This is a genomic window from Corynebacterium sp. LK10 (assembly GCF_008042455.1).
Lineage (GTDB): Bacteria > Actinomycetota > Actinomycetes > Mycobacteriales > Mycobacteriaceae > Corynebacterium > Corynebacterium jeikeium_D.
The window spans coordinates 32,063-51,825 of record NZ_NOVT01000007.1; the positions used below are offsets into that span (position 1 = coordinate 32,063).

The 19,763-nt window shown below is 55.0% G+C and carries 18 protein-coding genes; 14 read left to right on the plus strand and 4 right to left on the minus strand.

What is annotated here, in order from left to right; translation table 11 throughout:
- The first annotated feature begins 42 nt into the window (after window positions 1–42).
- The 3 genes from CHU70_RS03055 to CHU70_RS03065 all read left to right on the plus strand — a co-directional run bounded on the left by CHU70_RS03055 (window position 43) and on the right by CHU70_RS03065 (window position 3,908).
- A complete protein-coding gene (locus CHU70_RS03055) occupies window positions 43–1,254 on the plus strand; it encodes an acyl-CoA dehydrogenase family protein (protein ID WP_016421475.1) in 1,212 nt (403 codons plus the stop codon).
- 219 nt (window positions 1,255–1,473) lie between these two features.
- Entirely contained in the window at window positions 1,474–2,931 is a 1,458-nt protein-coding gene (locus tag CHU70_RS03060; RefSeq protein WP_048731772.1) for a metallophosphoesterase family protein, read from the plus strand.
- A 149-nt stretch (window positions 2,932–3,080) separates the two neighbouring features.
- Entirely contained in the window at window positions 3,081–3,908 is an 828-nt protein-coding gene (locus CHU70_RS03065) for a hypothetical protein (protein WP_038626626.1), read from the plus strand.
- Between the two features lie 112 nt (window positions 3,909–4,020).
- Here CHU70_RS03065 and CHU70_RS03070 read toward each other — a convergent pair whose 3' ends face one another.
- Complete coding sequence (locus tag CHU70_RS03070; RefSeq protein WP_038626623.1) at window positions 4,021–5,739, minus strand: AMP-binding protein; 1,719 nt, start codon at window positions 5,737–5,739, stop codon at window positions 4,021–4,023.
- Window positions 5,740–6,112: 373 nt separating this feature from the next.
- Here CHU70_RS03070 and CHU70_RS11195 point away from each other — a divergent pair, with 373 nt between their 5' ends.
- Window positions 6,113–6,250 carry a hypothetical protein gene (locus CHU70_RS11195; protein WP_160310025.1) on the plus strand — a complete coding sequence of 46 codons (138 nt, stop codon included), beginning with the start codon at window positions 6,113–6,115 and terminating at the stop codon, window positions 6,248–6,250.
- A gap of 109 nt (window positions 6,251–6,359) precedes the next feature.
- Here CHU70_RS11195 and CHU70_RS03075 read toward each other — a convergent pair whose 3' ends face one another.
- Both CHU70_RS03075 and CHU70_RS03080 read right to left on the minus strand, forming a co-directional pair.
- Window positions 6,360–7,073 carry a hypothetical protein gene (locus CHU70_RS03075; protein WP_049171884.1) on the minus strand — a complete coding sequence of 238 codons (714 nt, stop codon included), beginning with the start codon at window positions 7,071–7,073 and terminating at the stop codon, window positions 6,360–6,362.
- Between the two features lie 2 nt (window positions 7,074–7,075).
- On the minus strand, window positions 7,076–7,825 hold the full coding sequence (locus CHU70_RS03080) for a hypothetical protein (protein WP_222865549.1): 750 nt from the start codon (window positions 7,823–7,825) through the stop codon (window positions 7,076–7,078).
- 192 nt (window positions 7,826–8,017) lie between these two features.
- On the opposite strand from CHU70_RS03080, the gene CHU70_RS03085 reads away from it, so the two are divergent.
- The 7 genes from CHU70_RS03085 (at window position 8,018) to CHU70_RS03115 (ending at window position 15,727) form a co-directional block, all read left to right on the plus strand.
- Window positions 8,018–8,776 carry a hypothetical protein gene (locus CHU70_RS03085; RefSeq protein ID WP_016421468.1) on the plus strand — a complete coding sequence of 253 codons (759 nt, stop codon included), beginning with the start codon at window positions 8,018–8,020 and terminating at the stop codon, window positions 8,774–8,776.
- Window positions 8,773–10,074, plus strand: a complete 1,302-nt coding sequence (locus tag CHU70_RS03090) for a hypothetical protein (RefSeq protein ID WP_049171882.1) — start codon at window positions 8,773–8,775, stop codon at window positions 10,072–10,074. The genes CHU70_RS03085 and CHU70_RS03090 overlap by 4 nt, the downstream gene beginning before the upstream one ends.
- A complete protein-coding gene (locus CHU70_RS03095) occupies window positions 10,061–10,960 on the plus strand; it encodes a hypothetical protein (RefSeq protein ID WP_016421466.1) in 900 nt (299 codons plus the stop codon). The genes CHU70_RS03090 and CHU70_RS03095 overlap by 14 nt, the downstream gene beginning before the upstream one ends.
- Window positions 10,961–11,075: 115 nt before the next feature.
- Window positions 11,076–12,695, plus strand: coding sequence for an Hsp70 family protein (locus tag CHU70_RS03100; RefSeq protein ID WP_016421465.1), 1,620 nt, complete (start codon window positions 11,076–11,078; stop codon window positions 12,693–12,695).
- Window positions 12,695–13,288, plus strand: coding sequence for a hypothetical protein (locus CHU70_RS03105; RefSeq protein ID WP_016421464.1), 594 nt, complete (start codon window positions 12,695–12,697; stop codon window positions 13,286–13,288). The genes CHU70_RS03100 and CHU70_RS03105 overlap by 1 nt, the downstream gene beginning before the upstream one ends.
- Entirely contained in the window at window positions 13,285–14,880 is a 1,596-nt protein-coding gene (locus tag CHU70_RS03110; protein WP_147739754.1) for a serine/threonine-protein kinase, read from the plus strand. The genes CHU70_RS03105 and CHU70_RS03110 overlap by 4 nt, the downstream gene beginning before the upstream one ends.
- A 46-nt stretch (window positions 14,881–14,926) precedes the next feature.
- Window positions 14,927–15,727, plus strand: a complete 801-nt coding sequence (locus CHU70_RS03115; RefSeq protein WP_224433510.1) for a hypothetical protein — start codon at window positions 14,927–14,929, stop codon at window positions 15,725–15,727.
- Here the strand turns inward: CHU70_RS03115 and CHU70_RS03120 are convergent.
- Window positions 15,724–15,918, minus strand: a complete 195-nt coding sequence (locus tag CHU70_RS03120; protein ID WP_016421461.1) for a DUF4236 domain-containing protein — start codon at window positions 15,916–15,918, stop codon at window positions 15,724–15,726. The two genes, CHU70_RS03115 and CHU70_RS03120, sit on opposite strands and share 4 nt — an antisense overlap.
- A gap of 231 nt (window positions 15,919–16,149) precedes the next feature.
- On the opposite strand from CHU70_RS03120, the gene CHU70_RS03125 reads away from it, so the two are divergent.
- From CHU70_RS03125 to CHU70_RS11200, 3 genes are all read left to right on the plus strand, one after another.
- Window positions 16,150–16,608: a hypothetical protein gene (locus tag CHU70_RS03125; RefSeq protein ID WP_038626607.1), complete on the plus strand. Its 459-nt coding sequence runs from the start codon at window positions 16,150–16,152 to the stop codon at window positions 16,606–16,608.
- A gap of 254 nt (window positions 16,609–16,862) precedes the next feature.
- Complete coding sequence (locus CHU70_RS03130) at window positions 16,863–19,541, plus strand: ATP-dependent Clp protease ATP-binding subunit (protein WP_049194048.1); 2,679 nt, start codon at window positions 16,863–16,865, stop codon at window positions 19,539–19,541.
- On the plus strand, window positions 19,542–19,718 hold the full coding sequence (locus tag CHU70_RS11200; RefSeq protein WP_162837151.1) for a hypothetical protein: 177 nt from the start codon (window positions 19,542–19,544) through the stop codon (window positions 19,716–19,718).
- The last annotated feature ends 45 nt before the right edge of the window (window positions 19,719–19,763 follow it).

Below are 19,763 nucleotides of genomic sequence, written 5' to 3' on the forward strand. Positions count from 1 at the left end.
ACCGCTAGATACTTCAGCCGAAAAGAATTAAGAGGAAAGAAAATGATTAACCTCGAACTGCCGAAGTTCCTCAAGGCGGGCGCGTCCCAGTCGCATCAGGCCGCCGCTGAGATCTTCCGACCGATTTCCCGTAAGTACGATCTCGCTGAGCACGAGTACCCGAAGGAACTCGACACCCTTGCCTCCATGATGGACGGCATGGCAGATGGTGGCCGTGGCTTCTCCGGTGCTTCCGGTGGACGTGGTGACGATAAGAAGCCGAAGCGCACCGGTGTAAAAAACGGTGGCAACATGGCTTCGCTGCTCAACGTTATTGAGACCTGCTGGGGTGACGTGGGTCTGACCCTGTCCCTGCCGTACCAGGGTCTAGGTAACGCAGCTATCGCAGCTGTTGCTACCGATGAGCAGCTGGAGGCTTTCGGTAAGACCTGGGCTTCCATGGCAATTACCGAGCCGTCCTTCGGTTCTGACTCCTCCGCAGTTTCCACCACCGCCAAGCTCGATGGTGATGAGTACGTCATCAACGGTGAGAAGATCTTCGTCACTGCTGGTGAGCGTTCCGACTCCGTCGTTGTGTGGGCGACCCTGGACAAGTCCAAGGGCCGTGCTGCCATCAAGTCCTTCCTGGTGAAGAAGGGCACTCCGGGCTTCACCGTTGAGCGCCTGGAGGAGAAGCTGGGTATTCGTTCCTCGGATACCGCAGTGCTCCGCCTGGACAATGTCCGCGTTCCGAAGGAGAACCTGCTGGGTTCCCCGGACATTGATGTTAAGAAGTCCTTCGCCGGCGCAATGGCGACCTTCGACAACACTCGTCCGCTGGTTGCGGGTATGGCCATCGGCGTCTCCCGTGCTTCGCTGGAAGAGCTGCGTCGCATCCTGGAAGAGGCTGGCATCGAGATTGACTACGATGCACCGGCACACACCCAGAGCGCTGCTGCAGCTGAGTACCTGAAGCTGGAGTCCGATTGGGAGGCTGCATACCTCCTGGCTCTGCGCGCTGCGTGGATGGCTGACAACAAGCAGCCGAACACTCTGGAAGCTTCCGAGTGTAAGGCCAAGGCCGGCCGTGCAGGCACCGAGATTTGCCTCCGTGCCGTTCAGCTGGCAGGTACCTTCGGTTACTCTGAGCGTAACCTGCTGGAGAAGTGGTCCCGCGACGTCAAGATCCTGGACATCTTCGAAGGTACCCAGCAGATTCAGCAGCTGGTCGTTGCTCGCCGCACCCTGGGCCTGTCCTCCAAGGAACTGAAGTAGTTACAGTTTCAGAGCAATCTACATACTGGTGAGCCGGTAAAAGCTCACAAAGATGCTCAAGCCACATTTTCCTAAAACACCGTCCTGCCATGACTTGGTAGGCGGTGTTTTATTTTGCGCTGTTTTGGCCGTGTGTCTCTTGTCGTTGCGTTCCTATTTTTCTGAGATTAGAGGGAGAGTTCATCTAATTTTCATCTTTAGGTTCTAGGCTTATTTGCCATGAGCATTTCCCGCCGGGCCTACCTCTCTGTTGCAACTCTTGCTGCAAGTTCAATGGCCGTCGCGAAAACCTCGGGAGCGTACGGCCTTGAGTACGTCACGTCGGGTCTGGGGCTTACCCAGTCGGATTCCAAGTCGTGGCAGGTACTGGCTAGCGACTTGGAGGTCATCACTGTCACAGACACGTCAGTGGCATTTACATGGGCAACATATGCTCCGGGAGTGCAGACAGCGTATGGCTTCATTAAGCCGACCGTTCCTTCGGATGAGCGGGTGCTGCTTGGTCCTGCGGATTCAACGCAGTTAGAGCTCGTGCACGAGGGGTACTCAGAGTCGGGCTACCACCATGTGGTCATTGACGGGTTGGAGCCGGGACGGGAGTACCGCTTTGAGTGCTGGTCACACAACTGTCGCGCGGTTCCGTCGCTGAATATCACCATGAGCAAAACGGCACCGGAGAAGACAGGCGTCGTAAGCACTCTGCCAGCGCTGGAGGGTGCACATTTGGCGACGTTCGCGCTGACGAATGACACACACATTGGTAAGCCCAATCATGACGGCATTCGCATTGGCAACCTCGGTCTTTCCTCCGGTCCGGGAGAGCAGCCTTTTGCCTCTATGCAATTGCAGGGTCTGGTGGACACGGTAAAGGCTGCCGGGTTAGACACTCTCGTCATCAATGGCGATTGCACGGATAGCAACCGCCCTGAGGAGTATGACGAACTCATCAGGGTTTTGGATACTTTCGGTGAGTTTGGGAAAAACTGGTTTGTCACCCGTGGTAATCACGATGTGCACCCGCCCGGGCTACCCAATATCAATGGTTTCCGGGGACGCGGAATCCGCAAAGGCAAGACCGCGGTTCCGGATTACTTCAGCCAGCGTCTTGTGCCGACGCAGCAGCACTGGTCGACTCGCGTCGGCGAAGTGCGCCTCATCGGTGTTGATACCGCCGAGTTTGGTTATGCAGGTGGACGTATTAATGAGCGGCAGATGCGTGCATTGCGTGCCGAACTCGCAGACGATCCAGAGCGTCCGACAATTTTGTTTGCGCATCACCCGTTTACTCAGGATGCGGTGCGTTCGCATTTCGGTGGTGAGGCATTCATGGTCGAGGCGCAGCAGGCCAAGATTTTTCAGGAGATTCTGGCCGCCACGCCGGGTGCCAAAGGCGTGTTCGCTGGTCATACGCACCGCAGCCGCCGTGGTATCGCTGACTACGGGGATACGGACTTCTGTGAGCGGGGTGCGGCACTCGGCTATCCGGGTGGATACACACAGATTCGAGTTCACACTGACGGTTACCAAATTAGCTACCACCGCACTACGACACCTCAGTCTCTGTCCTGGTCAACGAAGACTCGTTGGTCGATGTTCGGGTTGGAGCCAGAGTTTATGCTGGGAAAGATCTCCGATCGGAACTACGTCAATTTCTTCAAGAACAAAGTGCCACTCTGAGCTAGTGCTAGCTTCTAGCAGGGTACGCTGGGCAACGCATAGTGTTAATGGAAAATACGTAGTGGCAAGTTCCGCTGTGGGCGAAGTCGCAAGCCACCACGTTATTGGCCGAGCACAAGTGTGGCTCTGAAGTAATAAGGAATTTAGCGATGACCGACCAGTACAACCCGCGTTCGTCCTCCCCGCAGGATTGGGAGCAGGACGGTTATGCAACATCTGCCTGGGAGCAGCCGCAGGGTGGGGCTCAAGACGAGTACCAGCCTCAGTACCAGTACCAGTCGCAGGGGCCGAACCAGGGAGGTTCACCCCAGCAGTATCCGGCTTATCAGCAGGCTCCGGTACCTGAGCAGAAGAGCAACAACGGTCTGTACGTGGTTTTGGGCATCGTCGGTGTCGCACTTGCAGCGGTCGCCGGTATCGGTGGCGCGTACTACCTGAATAATTCCTCCGATAATTCCCCGCAGTCTCCCGATACGGTTGCGGCAGGGGACTCGTCGTCAAGCACTGCGTCCCCGGCGCCGGTGGAGACGTACACGGAAACCTATACCCAGACCGTCGAGCCGGAAACGACGAAGCAGCCGGAGAGCAGCGCTCCTACCACTACGCAGCGGGGAAATTTTGGTCTTCGCGCGTTCGGTATGAATCGCGATGATATCGATGCCAAAGGTTGGGTTGGCAGTACCGCTCGCTGCTCGGGTGGGTATTACGCGCGTGTGTTGGCGGAGACTTCTTCGGGTAAGGCCGTGATTTGTGAGAACTCCAATAACCGCCAGCAGCGCCATTACATTGGTGACTTCGGTGAGATTTCGGATACCCCGGATGCGTACACAGTAGATAGTTTCTCCGGGAACCGTGCTGTCGCGAAAAATGGTGGCTACACGTATACCGTCACTCCGAATGCGGTAACCGTGACCCAGGACGGCGAAGAGATTTTCCGTGAGCCCGTCACGGACTACGGTGTTTTGAACGCTGGCTAATCAGCTCTAGTTCTTCCTAGGACACGCAAAAAGGACGCGGTAACTTCCATAACGGAAGTTTTTACCGCGTCCTTTTCGTGTCTGCCGTTCGCTTTACGACGGTCCCTGCGCCCTAAGCCACCTTCTCCTCGGTGACATTCTCCCACGGCTTCGGCAGGTGGCGAGGAACCACCTTGCCGACTGCGTTGCGTGGCAGTTCATCGAGGAACACGGTCTCGCGCGGAACGGCGAATCGGCTGAGGCGCTGCTTGACGTATGTGCGAATCTGCTCATTGGTCAGGGCGCGGCCCTCAGGGGAGTCGTCGCGGACAACCCAGGCGACCAGGGCCTGACCGAAGCGCTCATCCGGGACACCTGCGACTGCGCACTCGCGGATACCCTCGAGCTGGCTGAGTGCATCTTCGGTCTGGCGTGGGAAGACGTTCTCGCCACCGGAGACAATCATGTCGTCCTCGCGACCGGAGATGTAGAGCAAGCCGTTTTCCATGCGACCCAGGTCACCGGTACAGACCATGCCGTCAATGACCTGCTTGTCCGCGCCCGGGCGGGTGTAGCCCTCGTACAACATGTTGTTGCCGACGAAGATTCGACCGGTCTCGCCGTCGGCGACGCGGTTGCCGTCTTCGTCGAGAATCTGGACACGAGTGCCCAGCGGTGCGCGACCAGCTGTGGTTGGGTTTGCCTTGAGCTCATCCGGGTTAGCAATGGTTGCCCAGCTGACCTCCGTGGAACCGTACTGGTTGTAGAGAACCGGCCCGAAGCGCTCGAGGGTCTTGGTGACAATTCCCTCTGGAATAGCCGAACCGCAGGATGCGATGACCTTTAGCGATGTCGCGCCGATGTCGTAGTTGTCCGGGAGAATCTCAATCATGCGCTGCAGCATGGTCGGCACCAGGAAGATGGTGTGCGGAGAGTGCTGCTCGATAATGCGCAGGCTGTCGGCTGGATCGAACTTGCGGCGCATAATCATGGTGGAACGCAGTGCGATGCACAGCTGCGCAGTCGCGAATCCCCAGGTGTGGAACAGCGGAGCCGCAAGGTAAGCCGGGCGACGCTGACGCAGAGGAATTCGGCTCATGATGGAAGATGCCGGCATCCAGCTGCGCGGCTCCGGACGCTTGGCACCCTTTGGAGTGCCGGTGGTTCCGGAAGTCAGAATAATAACGCGGCCACGGCGCGGGCGGGTTGGCAGCTCGGCGGTCGGCCACTTTGCCGGCGGTGCTGTCTTCAGCATCTCCTGCATGGAGGTCCAGCCCTCGCGAACGCAGGAGGTGTCACCGTAGTTTTCAAACCACGACACGGCGACCGGGCACTCATCGAAGTCCTCCGGCAGCATGTGAGTGAATTCCTCATCAATGAACAGGAAGTCAATCTTCTGTTCACGAATTACGGCCAGAGTCTGCTCGGCGGAGGCGCCGGTATTGAGCAGCACCAGGTCGGTGCCGAGACGACCGTGGGCACACAGAGCCATAATGAAACCGCGGTGGTTGCGAGCCAGCACACCGATGCGGTCGCGCTGCTGAATATCGCCGTGACGGAGTGCTCGCGCCAGGGCAGTGGAGCGCTCGTGCAGCTCCTCGTAGGTCAGCGAGCCGCCATCATCAATAATCGCAGTGTGGTGCGGATCGCGGCCGGCTGCAATGCCGAGGAGACCAGCTGGCAGGAAGTCCCAGCGGTAGATGGAACTTAATGCCTTACCAGCCGCGCCGGGCCCCATCGAGCCGAGGACGCCAGCCTGAGTCACCGGTGCGAGTCCGAGAACGAGGTCCGAGGTAGCTCGCGAAGCTTTGCGCACCTTATTGAGAATCGAGGTCTGTGGATTAGATGTCATAGTCACTCATCTTCCGTGGTTCATGTCCTGTGGTCTTCGGAGAGGCCTAATCAGGCGAAACCTCATCGGTAGGACTGCCGATTTAGTTTCTTTTACAGTAAGAATAAGTGTCCTAGGTCACTTTTGCGTAGCTTTTTGCAAAATTTTTTTATCAGAAACGAATAGTTGTGAAGATATGTGGCGTGACCAGTGAAGATAGTCAAGTATCAGTTCTCTTTCGCAGCTCAATGGGTGCTGACCTTAGCCGGGGAGGGGTTCTGGTTTGGATCTGATTCTTTTGGGGAAAGCTCCTGAAACCTGTTCTTATCCAGTTGCGCTCTCGACTCGGTGGCGAAGGGCGAACCTATCCGATACGACTCCAGTCCAGACCACTATGGTGACGTCGACTGAGGAGCTGGACGATGATCGCGATGACATTGATGACACGGATGATGACCGTGACGATGGCATGGACGACGATGATCACGATGACTTTGATGACGACGATGACGATGACCGCGTGAACAATTAGTTTTCTAATCGGCACCGTAGATTTTGTGAATCATCGGCCCCCACGTAACCCATGAACCCCCGCTCACTAGTGAGCGGGGGTTCATGGGCGTTTATGGCAGGGACGCTATTTATTGTCCTGCGGTGTCCTGTGCCATATTCTGCTTAGCGGCATGGCTGACATTGTCGGCGATATCTGTTGACAGTTGTTCGGCATCATCCCACGGGCCAGAATTGGATACCCACACATTGAGCTGTATATGCCCGGTTCGGATGGTTTCTAGGTATCCGTCCTGGTCGTTAATGGTAGATGCACGAGACTGGGCGTCTTCGTCTGCTCCACCAACAAGAATGAGAATTGTTCCATTGGAATCTTCAAAGTTGTAGCCACAGCCAATACCTAAGTCCTTCACGCTAGTCGGCACAGCGTGAGTCTCTTCCGGCATGTAGTCGCCAGCATCACAGACGTTAAGCCAGCTGAGCGCCATTTTGTAGTAATAGGAGGCTATGGAGGCCTGGTCGGAATTGGTGTTCTTGTCTTCCAATTCCGAGTTTGCTTCTTCCAGCTCATCAATCTTTGCTTGCAGCTCGCTTTCCCGCTCCTCTGCCTGCTGTTGAAACGAGTAAATCTCTTCACTCGCGCTTGCAAGTTCGGACTCAGCATTCTTACCGCCCATGGCAAACCCCGCCGCGCCGGCAACAATCACTCCGACTGCGCCGAGGATGAGCGGCAGCGTCAAAGGTTTACTCTTTCCGGACTTAGTGCCGGAAGCTCTCTCCGACACTTTCTCGGAAGTGCCCGACTGGTTGCTATTCCACGGATCGATGGGTTCGTGAGCGTTCATTTTTAACCGACTACCTTCACCTTCTGTGCGATTGTGATTGGTTCGAATCCTGGCTGCTGAGCTGTCACAGCAACGATGTATTCACCGGGTTCTGTAAATGTTGCGTAGGCCTTCTCCCCAAACCGGCGAACGATCTGGCAAGGAGTATGTTGTCCAGTCACACCTGCGCTGGCACTTGCAGTCGGTTTGCCCTCAGAATCGTAGACATCCACCTTGTTTTCACAGGTTTCCGTACCACCAGACTGGCTGAAATTCCACAGCAACCTCGCGTTTGCTTCGCCATCAACCAGGGGATAGGTCAACAGGCTATTGGCCCCCTCGAAAGGAAACGTGATCCGAGCAGTGTCGAAGCCGCCCAATTCTTTCTGGTGAGCAGTTGCGTCAATCTTGACGTTTTGGCGCTTGGCACTGCCGGGCTCCATGCCGCCAATTTTGGTCAGCTCCATCGAGCTATTCAGCGTTACTGCACCGGAGTCGGCATCCGAGTCTGAAAGTTCGCTGTTGGGAGAATTCTTATCCTGCGAACTGTTGGCATATTCCTGCTCTGGCTCTTCCGACCCGGTCGAGCTCTCAATCGAGCTAGGAGTTTCGGATTGTGCATCAGAAGCAGGGGACGTTTCTGTAACTGTCACCACCGCGGGGGACTCCGGGACAGCGTTGTTAGTGGGCATACCTGAGCAGCCAACCAGAGTCAGGGTAGCAGCGGCGGCTGCCACAGCTAAAACGTGCTTTGAATGAAACTGGGATGTCATGGGCGTTAAAAACCTCCGAGTTAAGCGCCGAATAAGCGTTTTCTTCATCTGCTTGACGACGCTATAGCGGAGGCCTCAGAAGCGGTACGGGAGTTCTCCCGGTGACTTTCACTACCCGTGCAGGTTTAACTAAATCCTGTCGGGTTCAGCGAATTAATCGTTGGACAAAAGATTGAGGGAAAGAACCGTTTAATGAACCTCCAACAGCTGAAAGATGTGGCCAAAAGCTACTTCTCAAAAACCACAGATATTGTGAAGGGTGTTCCAGATCGTACTAAAGGTTGGCGCGGTGATTTGGAGGATCAAGGAATTATTCCAAACCGTGTTGGTGTAGATCAAGAAGGTCGTATCATTCCGCCATTTTTTGTTTGGTGGGCACCCTGGATGTTTCGAGTCGTACTCATTATCGCCGGATTCATAATTGGCGGAATTTTGGAATCCATCAATAGTGGGCCATATCCAGATACGGCGATGTTGATTCCATTCGCCATGGGGTTTGCGATGTGGTTCTTGCGAAATCAGACTAGTTGGATTCCCGGCCTCATTATCACGGTGCTGGCAGTCACCGCAGCATCGCTTATGTCTAAAAGCGTCCTTATTTCGCTCGAAGCATTAATCCTTTTCGCTCTCGTAGTCCTAGTGGAATACATCTACGCTCGCGCCGCATTCGACTACAACACTGCCGCGGCGTTTGAAGAGATGAAGCAGGCGCTTTCCACCTACGGCACTGCCTATGAGCTTGAAGAACGAGAGGACACCAACGTCAACGGAGAGACTCTGACAACTGTCTCCGCGCTTGATTCGGGACGCCCTGCTAGGGCAATGATTCGACTGTTGCCGGAGCATGTAGACCCCGGATGGCTTATCGCAGTAGATCCCGCCAGGCGGTTTATGACAGGCCTATCTCCAGAACAGCGTGTTCGCATCAGTGAGATTCAGGAGCAGATGTGAGTCTGAATCCCGCAGTTCGAGACAACCTAGCTGGAAATCTATTTTCACCAGGCGCAGTGCCAACGGGCGCCAAGTTAGCTCAGCTGATTGCTGACATTCCCATGGGCGGAGATGCCTCTTCCTCGGATTTTTGGGAAGCGCGTGTCCGTTTAATTCGAGACCTGTTGTTCTTCGGTAAGCAGTCCCAGCGCGCACTGGACATTATCGATGAGCTGCACACCGAAGATTTTGTCGACGCAGTGCGAAAGAAGTTCGGTGTTTCTTTTCGACTTGTTCTCAAACGAGTACAGCGTCCTCAGTACTTCTTCACTGATGTGCAGATGAAGGCAGTTAAAGAGGGGTTCTTGAAGCCGTATGCAAAGGGCAGCGGAAAAGCGATTACCGAGCACGGGCTTGAAGAGTTCTTTGATCGGATATTGGTTCCAACGTCTAACCGCATGGAGCTCCGTGAATACGTCGACGTTGAAGATAGCCAGGAAATTGAGACTGGTCCGACGAACAACGCGGAGAAACGAGTCTGGGCGGCCTTTGATGAGGCCAGTAGTGCAAATACCGACATTCGGTCGATTGCAGATGTCATTGCGAACGGTTTTCGTGAACAGTCCGAAGGCTTTATTGACGGCAAACCGATCGATAGCGACATGCTGAAGAGTGCAACTAAATCCATCGGTGCGAGTTTTCGTACCGGCTCGCCAGAGGCTGAAACCCGCACCGGTCTTATTCGAAGGTTGCAAGCAGTCGATGATCCAGCGGATTTAGTGACTCGACATACTTTCGGTCTGCTTAACGACGAATCGTCGCTGGACCCAACGAGACTTCGTAAAGAATTGCAAATTGCTGAGGGAGCCTACTGTTCTAGTTCCGATTCGACAATTGAGAATCGCGTCCTTCAAAACGTCAATCGAGACGATGTCTTGAAGGCTGATACCGGAAGGGGAAAATCGGATTTTAAGACGCCCCATGCCGGTGAAGGGGATGCGATTGCCAAGGAGTTATTACGATTTCTTTCTCCATTTGTTGTGCTCGGTTTAATAGTGCAGTTCATGCAGGAGGGTAATGGATTTATTGCTGTACCGGTTCTGGCTATTTTTGTCGGTATCTTGTGGGCGTTGGTAAAGAAGCGAGTGGCAAAACGATGGATTGCTGTTTTTGGAATCGTATATTTCATTGCCATGGGGGTTATAAATGATAATTTCTATGAATTAGGATGGGTTCTATTTTCTATATTTATCATTACATTTGTGTCGATTGCCTATCTATTCGCTAAGGGGAAGGAATATAAAAATGGGGTTCTTTAATAACAAAAAGGATGAAAATAAAAGGTCGGTTAAACATTCAGACGGTCGTGCTGATGAGTATCAGGAACGAGATCCTAAGTATCCGGAGGTTGACTTCGGTGGAGCGCATAATTTCGCCCCGCTGCCGAATTTTGATGAGTCCTTCGGCCCCCGGGGCACGGTCGACAATGGTGATACCACAGGTCAGGAGCCGGTCGAGTATTCCGGAGATCCAAAACTAGACACCGACGAAGCTGCATGGTCCAAGGTTGAGAACGTCGAATTTGACGGTGTTGAATTTGGTGGTGCCGAGTTTGGCCATGATGAAGACACCGCGGAAGGAGTTCCAGCCCAGCAGGATTTTCCTCCCGCGACAGTGGAAGAGCTCCCAGAAACGGATGCTGAAAGTACCGCAGGTGTTGCGGCCGGGAACGTCGTAAAGCAGTTGGATTTGATTCAAACACGGCTGGACACAATGAACGCAGTATTGCGCTCTCAAAGTGAAGAGTTGGAAGCGCTGACTGATCGTCGTTGGTACGCCCAGTTGATGCCGCTGGCGGAAAAGTTGGCGGCCATCCATGACGGGATTTGCGCTGACCTTTCGCGGCTCGAAGAAACTACCGAAACTGATGGCAGTGACCTGTATTCGACCCTGGATTTCCTGCAGGACTCGATCGCAGATGCGCTTCAGTCCATGGGAGTGGCAATTACAGAGGCGAAGGTGGGCGATGCCTTTGATTCTTCAATTCACCGTCGTACCAAATTCGCGGATTCGGATAACCCCGCGCTGCACCGCACGCTGGCGCCATCACGACGAATCTCGCACTACTACACCTTCACCAGTTCTACCAGTCCAATTGTGGTGGCCAAGGCGCCGGTCACGGTGTACCGGCACAGCGGCAACTAGGCCAAAACTCGAGTCTGAACAGAGCACAGCTCGAGTCCGGCCAGCACACAACTAGAGCGCTGACACGGCAAAAGAAGTCAAGAATCCAACAGATTTCAGAATAAGGAGAAAAATCATGGCTGAACGTATTTACGGCATCGATCTGGGCACATCCAATAGCGCAATTTCCTACGTGGACTCACTGGGTGTTCCTGTCATTCAAGAAAACCTCGACGGAGATCTGTCGACACCAAGTGTGGTGTGGTTTGAATCGAAGGCCAATACCGTTGTCGGAAAGCTGGCACGTGAAGAGAAGCTCTTCAGCCCCAATGACGTCATCGAGCTGGTGAAGCGGAGCATCGGCACCGATAAGAAATGGAATTTCAGCGGGAAGGCGTATACCCCGGAGGAGATTTCTTCATTGATTTTGCGCTCGTTGGTTCCAGACGAAGCAGCTGACGACGAGATTTCGGCAGTTATTACTGTGCCGGCATATTTTGGTGCGAAGGAGCGCGAGGCAACTCGCAACGCAGGGCAGATTGCTAATTTCAATGTGTTGGAGCTGGTAGCAGAACCGGTTGCTGCGGCCCTCTACTACGACTCCAAGCAGCCTCTAAAGGACAAGACCTTGCTGGTGTATGACCTCGGAGGCGGTACATTCGATGCCACGATTGTGCAGGGGATTGACAACACCTTCCGGGTTATTGCCACCGACGGTGATGCTCGACTGGGCGGTGCTGACTGGGATAAGGCGCTTGGTGAATTTATCCTGGATAAATTCATTGAGCAGACTGGTGACGAGGAGGCGGAAAACGATGAGACCTTCGTCGCTAAGTTGCATGAGCAGACGGTGAACTGTAAAGAGGCGCTGAGTAATGCGGAAAGCGCCACTGTGCGACTTGCCAGTGACTCTGGTTCCCGCGCCAAGATTGCCGTTACCCGCGAAGACTTGGAGCGTGTCACGGCGCCATTGCTCGAGCAGACGGAGATTCCTTTGACCCGTGTATTGGAGACGGCAAAGGAAAAGGAGCCGGGACTGACAATTGATGAGGTCATCCTGGTGGGTGGATCTTCGCGAATGACCGCCGTAACCAAACTGGTGGAGCGTCTGACGGGTAAGAAGCCACTGTTGGTTGAGCCTGATCTAGCCGTTGCTAAGGGTGCTGCCCTTGCTGCGATGATCAGCAAGCTCGGGGGAGTGGTTAATGCTGAGTCCAGCCCTGCTGTCCAACAGCAGTCAATTGCGCAGATCGCGGCTGAGACAGGGATTGACGCCGGGCAGCTAGCCGCGCTGTCGGAGAAGAAGGTGGCAAATGTATTGCCAAAGTCGATTGGCATTCGAGTTGTCGATCATCTGAACAACCCGTACATCGACTATCTGGTCAACCAGAATGACATGATTCCCCTGTCTGAGCCGGTGGTCCGGGAGTATTCGACCGTAGCTGATGGCCAAGAGGAAGTAGATTTGACGCTGTATCAGCAGGCCAGTGACGTTCCATCCGAAGATGTCGCTCTCAATGACATCATTAGTGGATCGGAATCTATGCTGACAGGTATCCCGCCGTTGCCCAAGGGTCAGCCAATTCAGGTTAAGTTCTTTGTAGCAGCAGACGGCATGATTACCGTGGAAGGCACTCACGTTCCATCGGGTCGCTCAATCGAATCCCACGTGCGCATTGGTGTGATGAATGAGGAAGAGATTTCGGCTGCTCGCACGACGATGATGAAGGTTTCTGTCAGCCAAGGAGATAACTGATGACCGACGATCGCACTCTAATCCCGGGCGTCGATGACATTGACAGCGGTGCAAATTCCGATACTGATGGTCGAAATCGGAAGATTCTGCTGTTCGTGCTCGCCATTCTGGTTGTCGTCATCCTGGCAATGGTGGTCTGGATCCTAAATTTCCGCTCTAACCAGCAGGATAACGCCGACGGGTTGTTTGAAACCACTGAAAGCACCGAAGTGGAAGTCTCGCCGTCCTACTATGTGGGCGATGATCAGGAACCAACCTCGACTACAATCGCACCGCCTGCCGACGATCGGTTCGTAGACCCAGAGGTCTTAGCGTCGACCGTTGATCCGACGTGCCCGATGCTGCAGAGTGCCTGGTCAAACCAGGGCTCCGATATGGACTGTGAAGCATATTACGAGGTAGTGCGGGCGCTCAGTAAACAGCGGCAAGAGCAAGGAACACTGCCAAAGCAGACGACAATCGAGATTGAGTATGACGGTCAGCCACTGACGATGGAATGCCAAGAAGTTTCGCCTAATTATGATTGCCGCTCTGAGTCTGGGATTCAGATTATGGTGGGTAATCTCGATGGGTCTGGGCAACGGAACCGATGACTAATCTTCCCCAGGTAGGCGATATTTTTGAGGGCTACGAGGTTGAAGCTCTCATCGGTGCCGGCAATATGGGGACTGTTTTTCGAGTACGAAATCCCAAGCTGGGCCGAAACGAAGCACTGAAAATCGTCCCACTGCCGGAAGAGGCCAGTGCTTCTAAGCGAATGGAGGCACTGTTCCAGAACGAGGTTTCTATCGCAGCCACTGTTCACGTTCCCAACGTTGTGACCGTGTTCGATGGCGGGCGAGCCGGGAACCTGCTTTGGTTCACCATGACTCTTATTAGCGGTAATTCGTTGGGCGCTGAACTGGCCGAATATCCGCCGCGCACTTTCGATAAGAGCGAGGTCATGTCGATTGGTGTGGAGATTGCTACCGCGCTAGATCGGCTAGCAAAGCACGAACCAGCGGTGATTCATGGTGATGTAAAACCATCAAATATCGTCGTAGAGCGAGATTTGTCGGGGCTTGTGTTAAGCGCGACGCTTGTGGATTTCGGTGTATCAACCGCCACTGAAATCGACAGTGTTGGCGTGACCAATCGTGTTGCCGGCTCATTGCCCTACATGGCGCCAGAGATCTTCACTAAGGGTTGCATTAGTGCAGCTAGTGACGAGTATGCGTTTGCGTGCACGATATTCGAGCTGTTGCAGGGATATAAGGCATTTCCAGCTACTGACGCGGCCAGTGCGCGGCAATTGCACTGCGGTAAGCGACCGGTTACCAACCTCGGTGCGGTAGTTGATTCGGTCTTCGCCAAGGCGTTGGCGGTTGACGCCGATGAACGCTACGAATCCTGCAATGCGTTTATTAGCGATCTCATTGCTGCGCTAAATGGTGGTGCCGTCGAGGTTCGCAATCCGAAGAACCGGAAGAAAGCCCTTGCAGCGTTCTCCGTAGTGGCATGTCTAGGCCTTATTGGTGGTGGCATTGTTGTTGCCGAACGTAGCGGCATTGGAGATGGCGGTCTCTTTAGTGCCAAGCACTTGGCACAGCCAGTAGCTATCGGAGGTTCTGCGGAACCGATGCGACTTCGCGCTCCCGATTTGGCGAAGGGGCCTCGGATTCCGGTGGGTGACCGATGGACCCTTACGTCGTTAAGCGACGTCCCCATCGGTGAGAAGAGCTGGCAGGGGATTCAGCGGATGGGAACATTCAACGGTGCTGCATATCACGCGACGCAGTTTGCTTCGGCAGATGAATTCTTGCTGCCATTTCGCCACGGTATTGATGAGAAGAAGCCGATTGCAGAGGCTGAAAATGACAAATGGCGGGGTGAAATTCTGGATGCCGTGAGCAAGAACCGGTCAGTGGCTGAACCAGCTGGCTCTGAAGTGGTGAAACTGCGAATGGAGCCCGATGGTCGCCGGCTGGATGTCCTACAAACGTCAGGCTCATTTCAAGCTGTGAACAGCGAAGGTTCCGAGGCAACACGGCCGATTAATTACTGCTTGGTTCAGCCGGCGGAAAGTTCTGCGCCATCCAGTCCCGAAGTGCTTCGTCCGGTATTTGTCGTTTTGAGTGAAGGCGATCCTTGTCCTGCTGCCTATGACACGGTGGCGGCGTGGGCAATGCAAACCACGACGAATTAAGCGATAACGCCGAGAATATTTGTTATATTTCGGATAACTATCATGAATGCCAGTCACTTCAGCCGTCGTTGGGCGATTCCCCCAGGAGCGTTGGGTAGGGTTCCTGATTCGCGGTTGGTGGCTGGTGGTGCGAGAGAAAGGCCTGGTCAACGTGACATCGCTCCCAACACTTGTGGTTGATAATTTGTGTGGGGATGCGATTGTTGCCAATCCGAGTGAGGGATTGACCATCGGGCGTGACGCCGACCTCAAAGTGGGCGAAGATAACCGCTACATGCACCGCATAGCAATGTATGTGTATGCGGAATCCGGAATGTGGTTTCTGCTCAATAACTGCGAGCACGTGACTGCAATGGTGCACATTCCGGAGGTGTCGCGGTCATTCCGGCTGGCTCCGCAACAGCGTTTTGATTTGAGCTACCCGGAGTATTTCATCCGCTTTTCCGTCAAGGATGACCAGTACGAAATTCAGATTAAACAGGATATTGAGCACGCCGATGCGAAGGTCGTGCTGCCAACTGACGGGACTGAAACCATCTCGGTTGGGGAGCTGCCGGAGCGCCAGCGTGCTCTGATCGCTGCATATGCGGAGGATTATCTGCGCGGCCGAATCGACACCATTATGGTTTCATGCACCGATGCCGAGGCCGGCCGAAAGCTGGGAGGCAAGACCGCAAAGGCAGTCGAGCATTACCGCACCGCACTTTTTGAATCCGCTTTGAGCAAGGGGCTGGTCTCAAGCAAGGAGTGGCAACGGGTTAATCAAAAGAGCCGTCTGCAGCTGGTAGTTGTCGCTGCAATCGAAGCACGATTGGTCACTGCAGACGACTTGAAACTGCTCGCTTAACGACGGTACTTGCGATAAGTCAATCCTTTAATTGGCGTGTTCACAGTAGTGGTTCGGCCGCCACGGGCATTCTTCGTCCACCGAACGGGCCCCATGCGATAGGAATATCCGAGGCCAGAACGCGATAGCGTAACCCGGGAGTTGCGGGTGGGGCGGAAGGTCTTTCGGAAGCTGAATAGTTTGAAAGCCATTGATATAAATCCATTCTCGGTGCGTCACAGACTGCCATGCGCTCTGACCGTGCTGCTTTGGACAGCATCGCTCTCTGACTGCATTGTGCCGGTGACATAAGCGGATAAATCGTGGTGCGTTTGATGGCACCACTGTCCAGATTTGGGCAGTCCAGCATGGTTTAGCTAGGGGAGAACTCCCCGGGGAGAACTCCCGTTTCTTTTGTGTCCGAGAGTTTTTAATCTGAGATCATGTTCACCAAGAAGATTTCCGCTGTAGCCGCCGCAATCACTGCCGCCACTGCGCTTGCTGTTGTCAATCCGTCCGTCGCCGATGCAGCTACGAACTACCCCAAGATCAACCGTGACTATGTCAGCTATTCCACAGACGGAGAAACCGTAGTCTGTGGTGGGTCGGTAAATCAGGACATGTTCCGCTGCCAGACCACAGCTAAGTGGGGTAACAAGAAGAACGCCCACAATCTGGTCACCTTTGATCTCGAGGATGCATCTGGAAGTTGGGAAGCCGGAATGAGCGGTGGAAATTGGGATGCCTCGCGCCCGCCATTCCGACTGAAGGAAGGGAAGAAGTACAGCTTCCACGGGATCGTGGTCCTGAATAAGAATGGCACCCTGTACTTCAGTTCTCCGTACCACGAGGTGCGCGGTGAAGTGACTCCGTATGAGTGGGAGATTATGGAGACTGACTGATATCCCGTGCAAATACTCCTTCTTGTCTGGCGTTTGGCTTAACGCGCAGGAGTAATTCATTCCAACATTCGTTTCCTCCCGGTGGCATTGCCGCCGGGAGCTTTTGCTGCCGTACGAGCAGTGATACCTCTCTCGACCAGGCTGTTCGCTACTGGCGTACGGCTATAGGGATTAATCTGTGTCGCGTCGCGTTTAAGCTAGGTGAAACAACCTTTATTGAATTACGGCAAAAATAGACACTTGAAAGGGCAGTGATGTTCGAGAGGTTTACGGACCGAGCACGTCGCGTTGTCGTCCTGGCACAGGATGAGGCACGCGAGCTCAATCACAATTACATCGGCACGGAGCACATCCTGCTCGGCCTGATTAGTGAAGGCGACGGTGTAGCTGCCAAGGCGCTGGAGTCCATGGGTATTTCCCTGGATGCTGTGCGCTCTGAGGTAGTCGACATTATTGGTCGTGGCTCCCAGCCGCCGAGCGGTCACGTGCCGTTTACCCCGCGTGCAAAGAAGGTGCTGGAGTACTCTCTGCGCGAGGCTCTGCAGCTGGGTCACAAGTACATCGGTACTGAGCACCTGCTGCTCGGCCTGATTCGTGAGGGCGAAGGTGTTGCTGCTCAGGTCCTGGTTAAGCTCGGCGCTGACCTGCCGCGCGTACGTCAGCAGGTTATTCAGCTGCTCAGCGGTTTCCAGGGCGATGAGTCCGATGGTTCTCCGGAGCAGCGTCCGGTCGGTGCTACTTCCGGCGCTCGTGTGCAGGAGGGTAACCACCAGTCGGGTTCGCTGGTGCTTGATCAGTTCGGTCGTAACCTGACCGTTGCTGCACGTGAGGGCAAGCTGGATCCGGTTATTGGCCGCGAGAAAGAAATCGAGCGCATTATGCAGGTTCTTTCTCGTCGCACCAAGAACAACCCTGTGCTGATTGGTGAGCCTGGTGTTGGTAAGACCGCCGTCGTGGAGGGGCTTGCACTGGACATTGTCAACGGTCGTGTGCCGGAGACGCTGAAGGATAAGCAGCTTTACTCTCTCGACCTGGGCTCGCTGGTTGCGGGTTCCCGTTACCGCGGTGACTTCGAGGAGCGTCTGAAGAAGGTGCTCAAGGAGATTAACCAGCGCGGTGACATCATCCTGTTTATTGACGAGATTCACACGCTGGTTGGTGCCGGTGCCGCCGAGGGCGCAATTGATGCAGCCTCGATTCTGAAGCCGAAGCTGGCTCGCGGTGAGCTGCAGACCATCGGTGCTACCACTTTGGATGAGTACCGTAAGCACATTGAGAAGGACGCCGCTCTTGAGCGTCGTTTCCAGCCGGTGAACGTGCCGGAGCCGAGTGTGGATCTCACTATCGAGATTCTGCGCGGTGTCCGCGATAAGTACGAGGCTCACCACCGCGTATCCATCTCGGACAAGGCTCTGGTTGCCGCAGCTACGCTCTCCGACCGCTACATCAACGACCGCTTCCTGCCGGATAAGGCCGTTGACCTGATCGATGAGGCCGGTGCTCGCATGCGCATCAAGCGCATGACTGCCCCGGCTGACCTGCAGGAGATTGACTCCAAGATCGCCGATGTGCGCCGCCAGAAGGAAGCCGCCATCGACGAGCAGGACTTTGAGAAGGCAGCTGGTCTGCGCGACAAGGAGCGCAAGCTGGGCGAAGAGCGCCGCGAGCGCGAGAAGAAGTGGCGTGCGGGCGAGTCCGACACCATCGCTGAGATTGGTGAGGAGCAGATTGCGGAGGTCCTGGCTTCCTGGACTGGCATTCCGGTGTTCAAGCTCACCGAGGAAGAGTCCTCGCGTCTGCTGCGCATGGAGGATGAGCTGCACAAGCGCATTATCGGTCAGGAAGAGGCCGTCAGTGCTGTCTCCCGCGCTATTCGTCGTACCCGCGCTGGTCTGAAGGACCCGAAGCGTCCGTCCGGTTCGTTTATCTTCGCCGGCCCGTCTGGTGTTGGTAAGACCGAGCTGTCGAAGGCCCTGGCCGAGTTCCTCTTTGGTGAGGAAGACGCACTCATTCAGATTGATATGGGTGAGTTCCACGACCGCTTCACCGCTTCGCGCCTCTTCGGTGCTCCTCCCGGATATGTCGGCTACGAAGAGGGCGGCCAGCTCACCGAGAAGGTGCGCCGCAAGCCGTTCTCCGTCGTGCTTTTCGACGAGATTGAGAAGGCCCACAAGGAGATTTACAACACCTTGCTGCAGGTCCTGGAAGACGGTCGTCTGACTGACTCGCAGGGTCGAGTGGTGGACTTCAAGAACACGGTTCTGATCTTCACCTCGAACCTGGGTACCAGCGACATTTCCAAGGCTGTTGGTATGGGCTTCTCGGGGGTCGGCGAGGCCGATGAAGATGGCAAGTACGAGCGGATGAAGGACAAGGTCCACGACGAGCTGAAGAAGCACTTCCGTCCGGAGTTCCTGAACCGTATCGACGAGATTGTGGTCTTCAAGCAGCTGAGCCAGGCTGAGATTGTCCAGATGGTCGACCTTATGCTGGCCCGCGTCAGCGACCAGCTCGACGAGAAGCGCATCACCATGGAGATTTCCGACCGCGCCAAGAACCTGCTGGCCAAGCGTGGCTTTGATCCAGTGCTCGGTGCCCGTCCGCTGCGTCGCACGATCCAGCGCGAGATTGAGGATCAGCTCTCCGAGAAGATTCTCTACGGTGAGGTCGGTCTCGGCGAGACCGTCTTCATCGATGTCGAAGGCTGGGATGGCGAGTCCAAGGACGTCGACAAGGCGAAGTTCACCTTCACCAACAAGGGCAAGGCCGGGAACGTTGATGCCGACGGCGGTGCTCTGGGGGAGTCTGAGGAAGACAAGGACGTTCTCGGCAGCGCTGATGGCACCCTGAGTGTTGAAGCCGACGACATCGAAGGTGCTGCCGACCAGGCCGCTGCCGAGGTCGAATCCGATAACTCCGAGGGAGAGAACTAAATGGGGCTCCAATTTCGCAAGAAGCAGAACCTGGACAAGGACACGTGGCTGAACTACTCGGGTTCGGGAGTCTCTGGTTCTAAGCGTATCGGTCCGGTGACCATTAACAGCCGCGGCGGTTACACCGTCCGACTGGGCAAGGGCCTGACCTTCCGCGGTCGTTGGAAGAAGAAGTAGTTAGTGGCTGATGGCTGTCGGTGAGCATTTCACCGTCAGTACAGC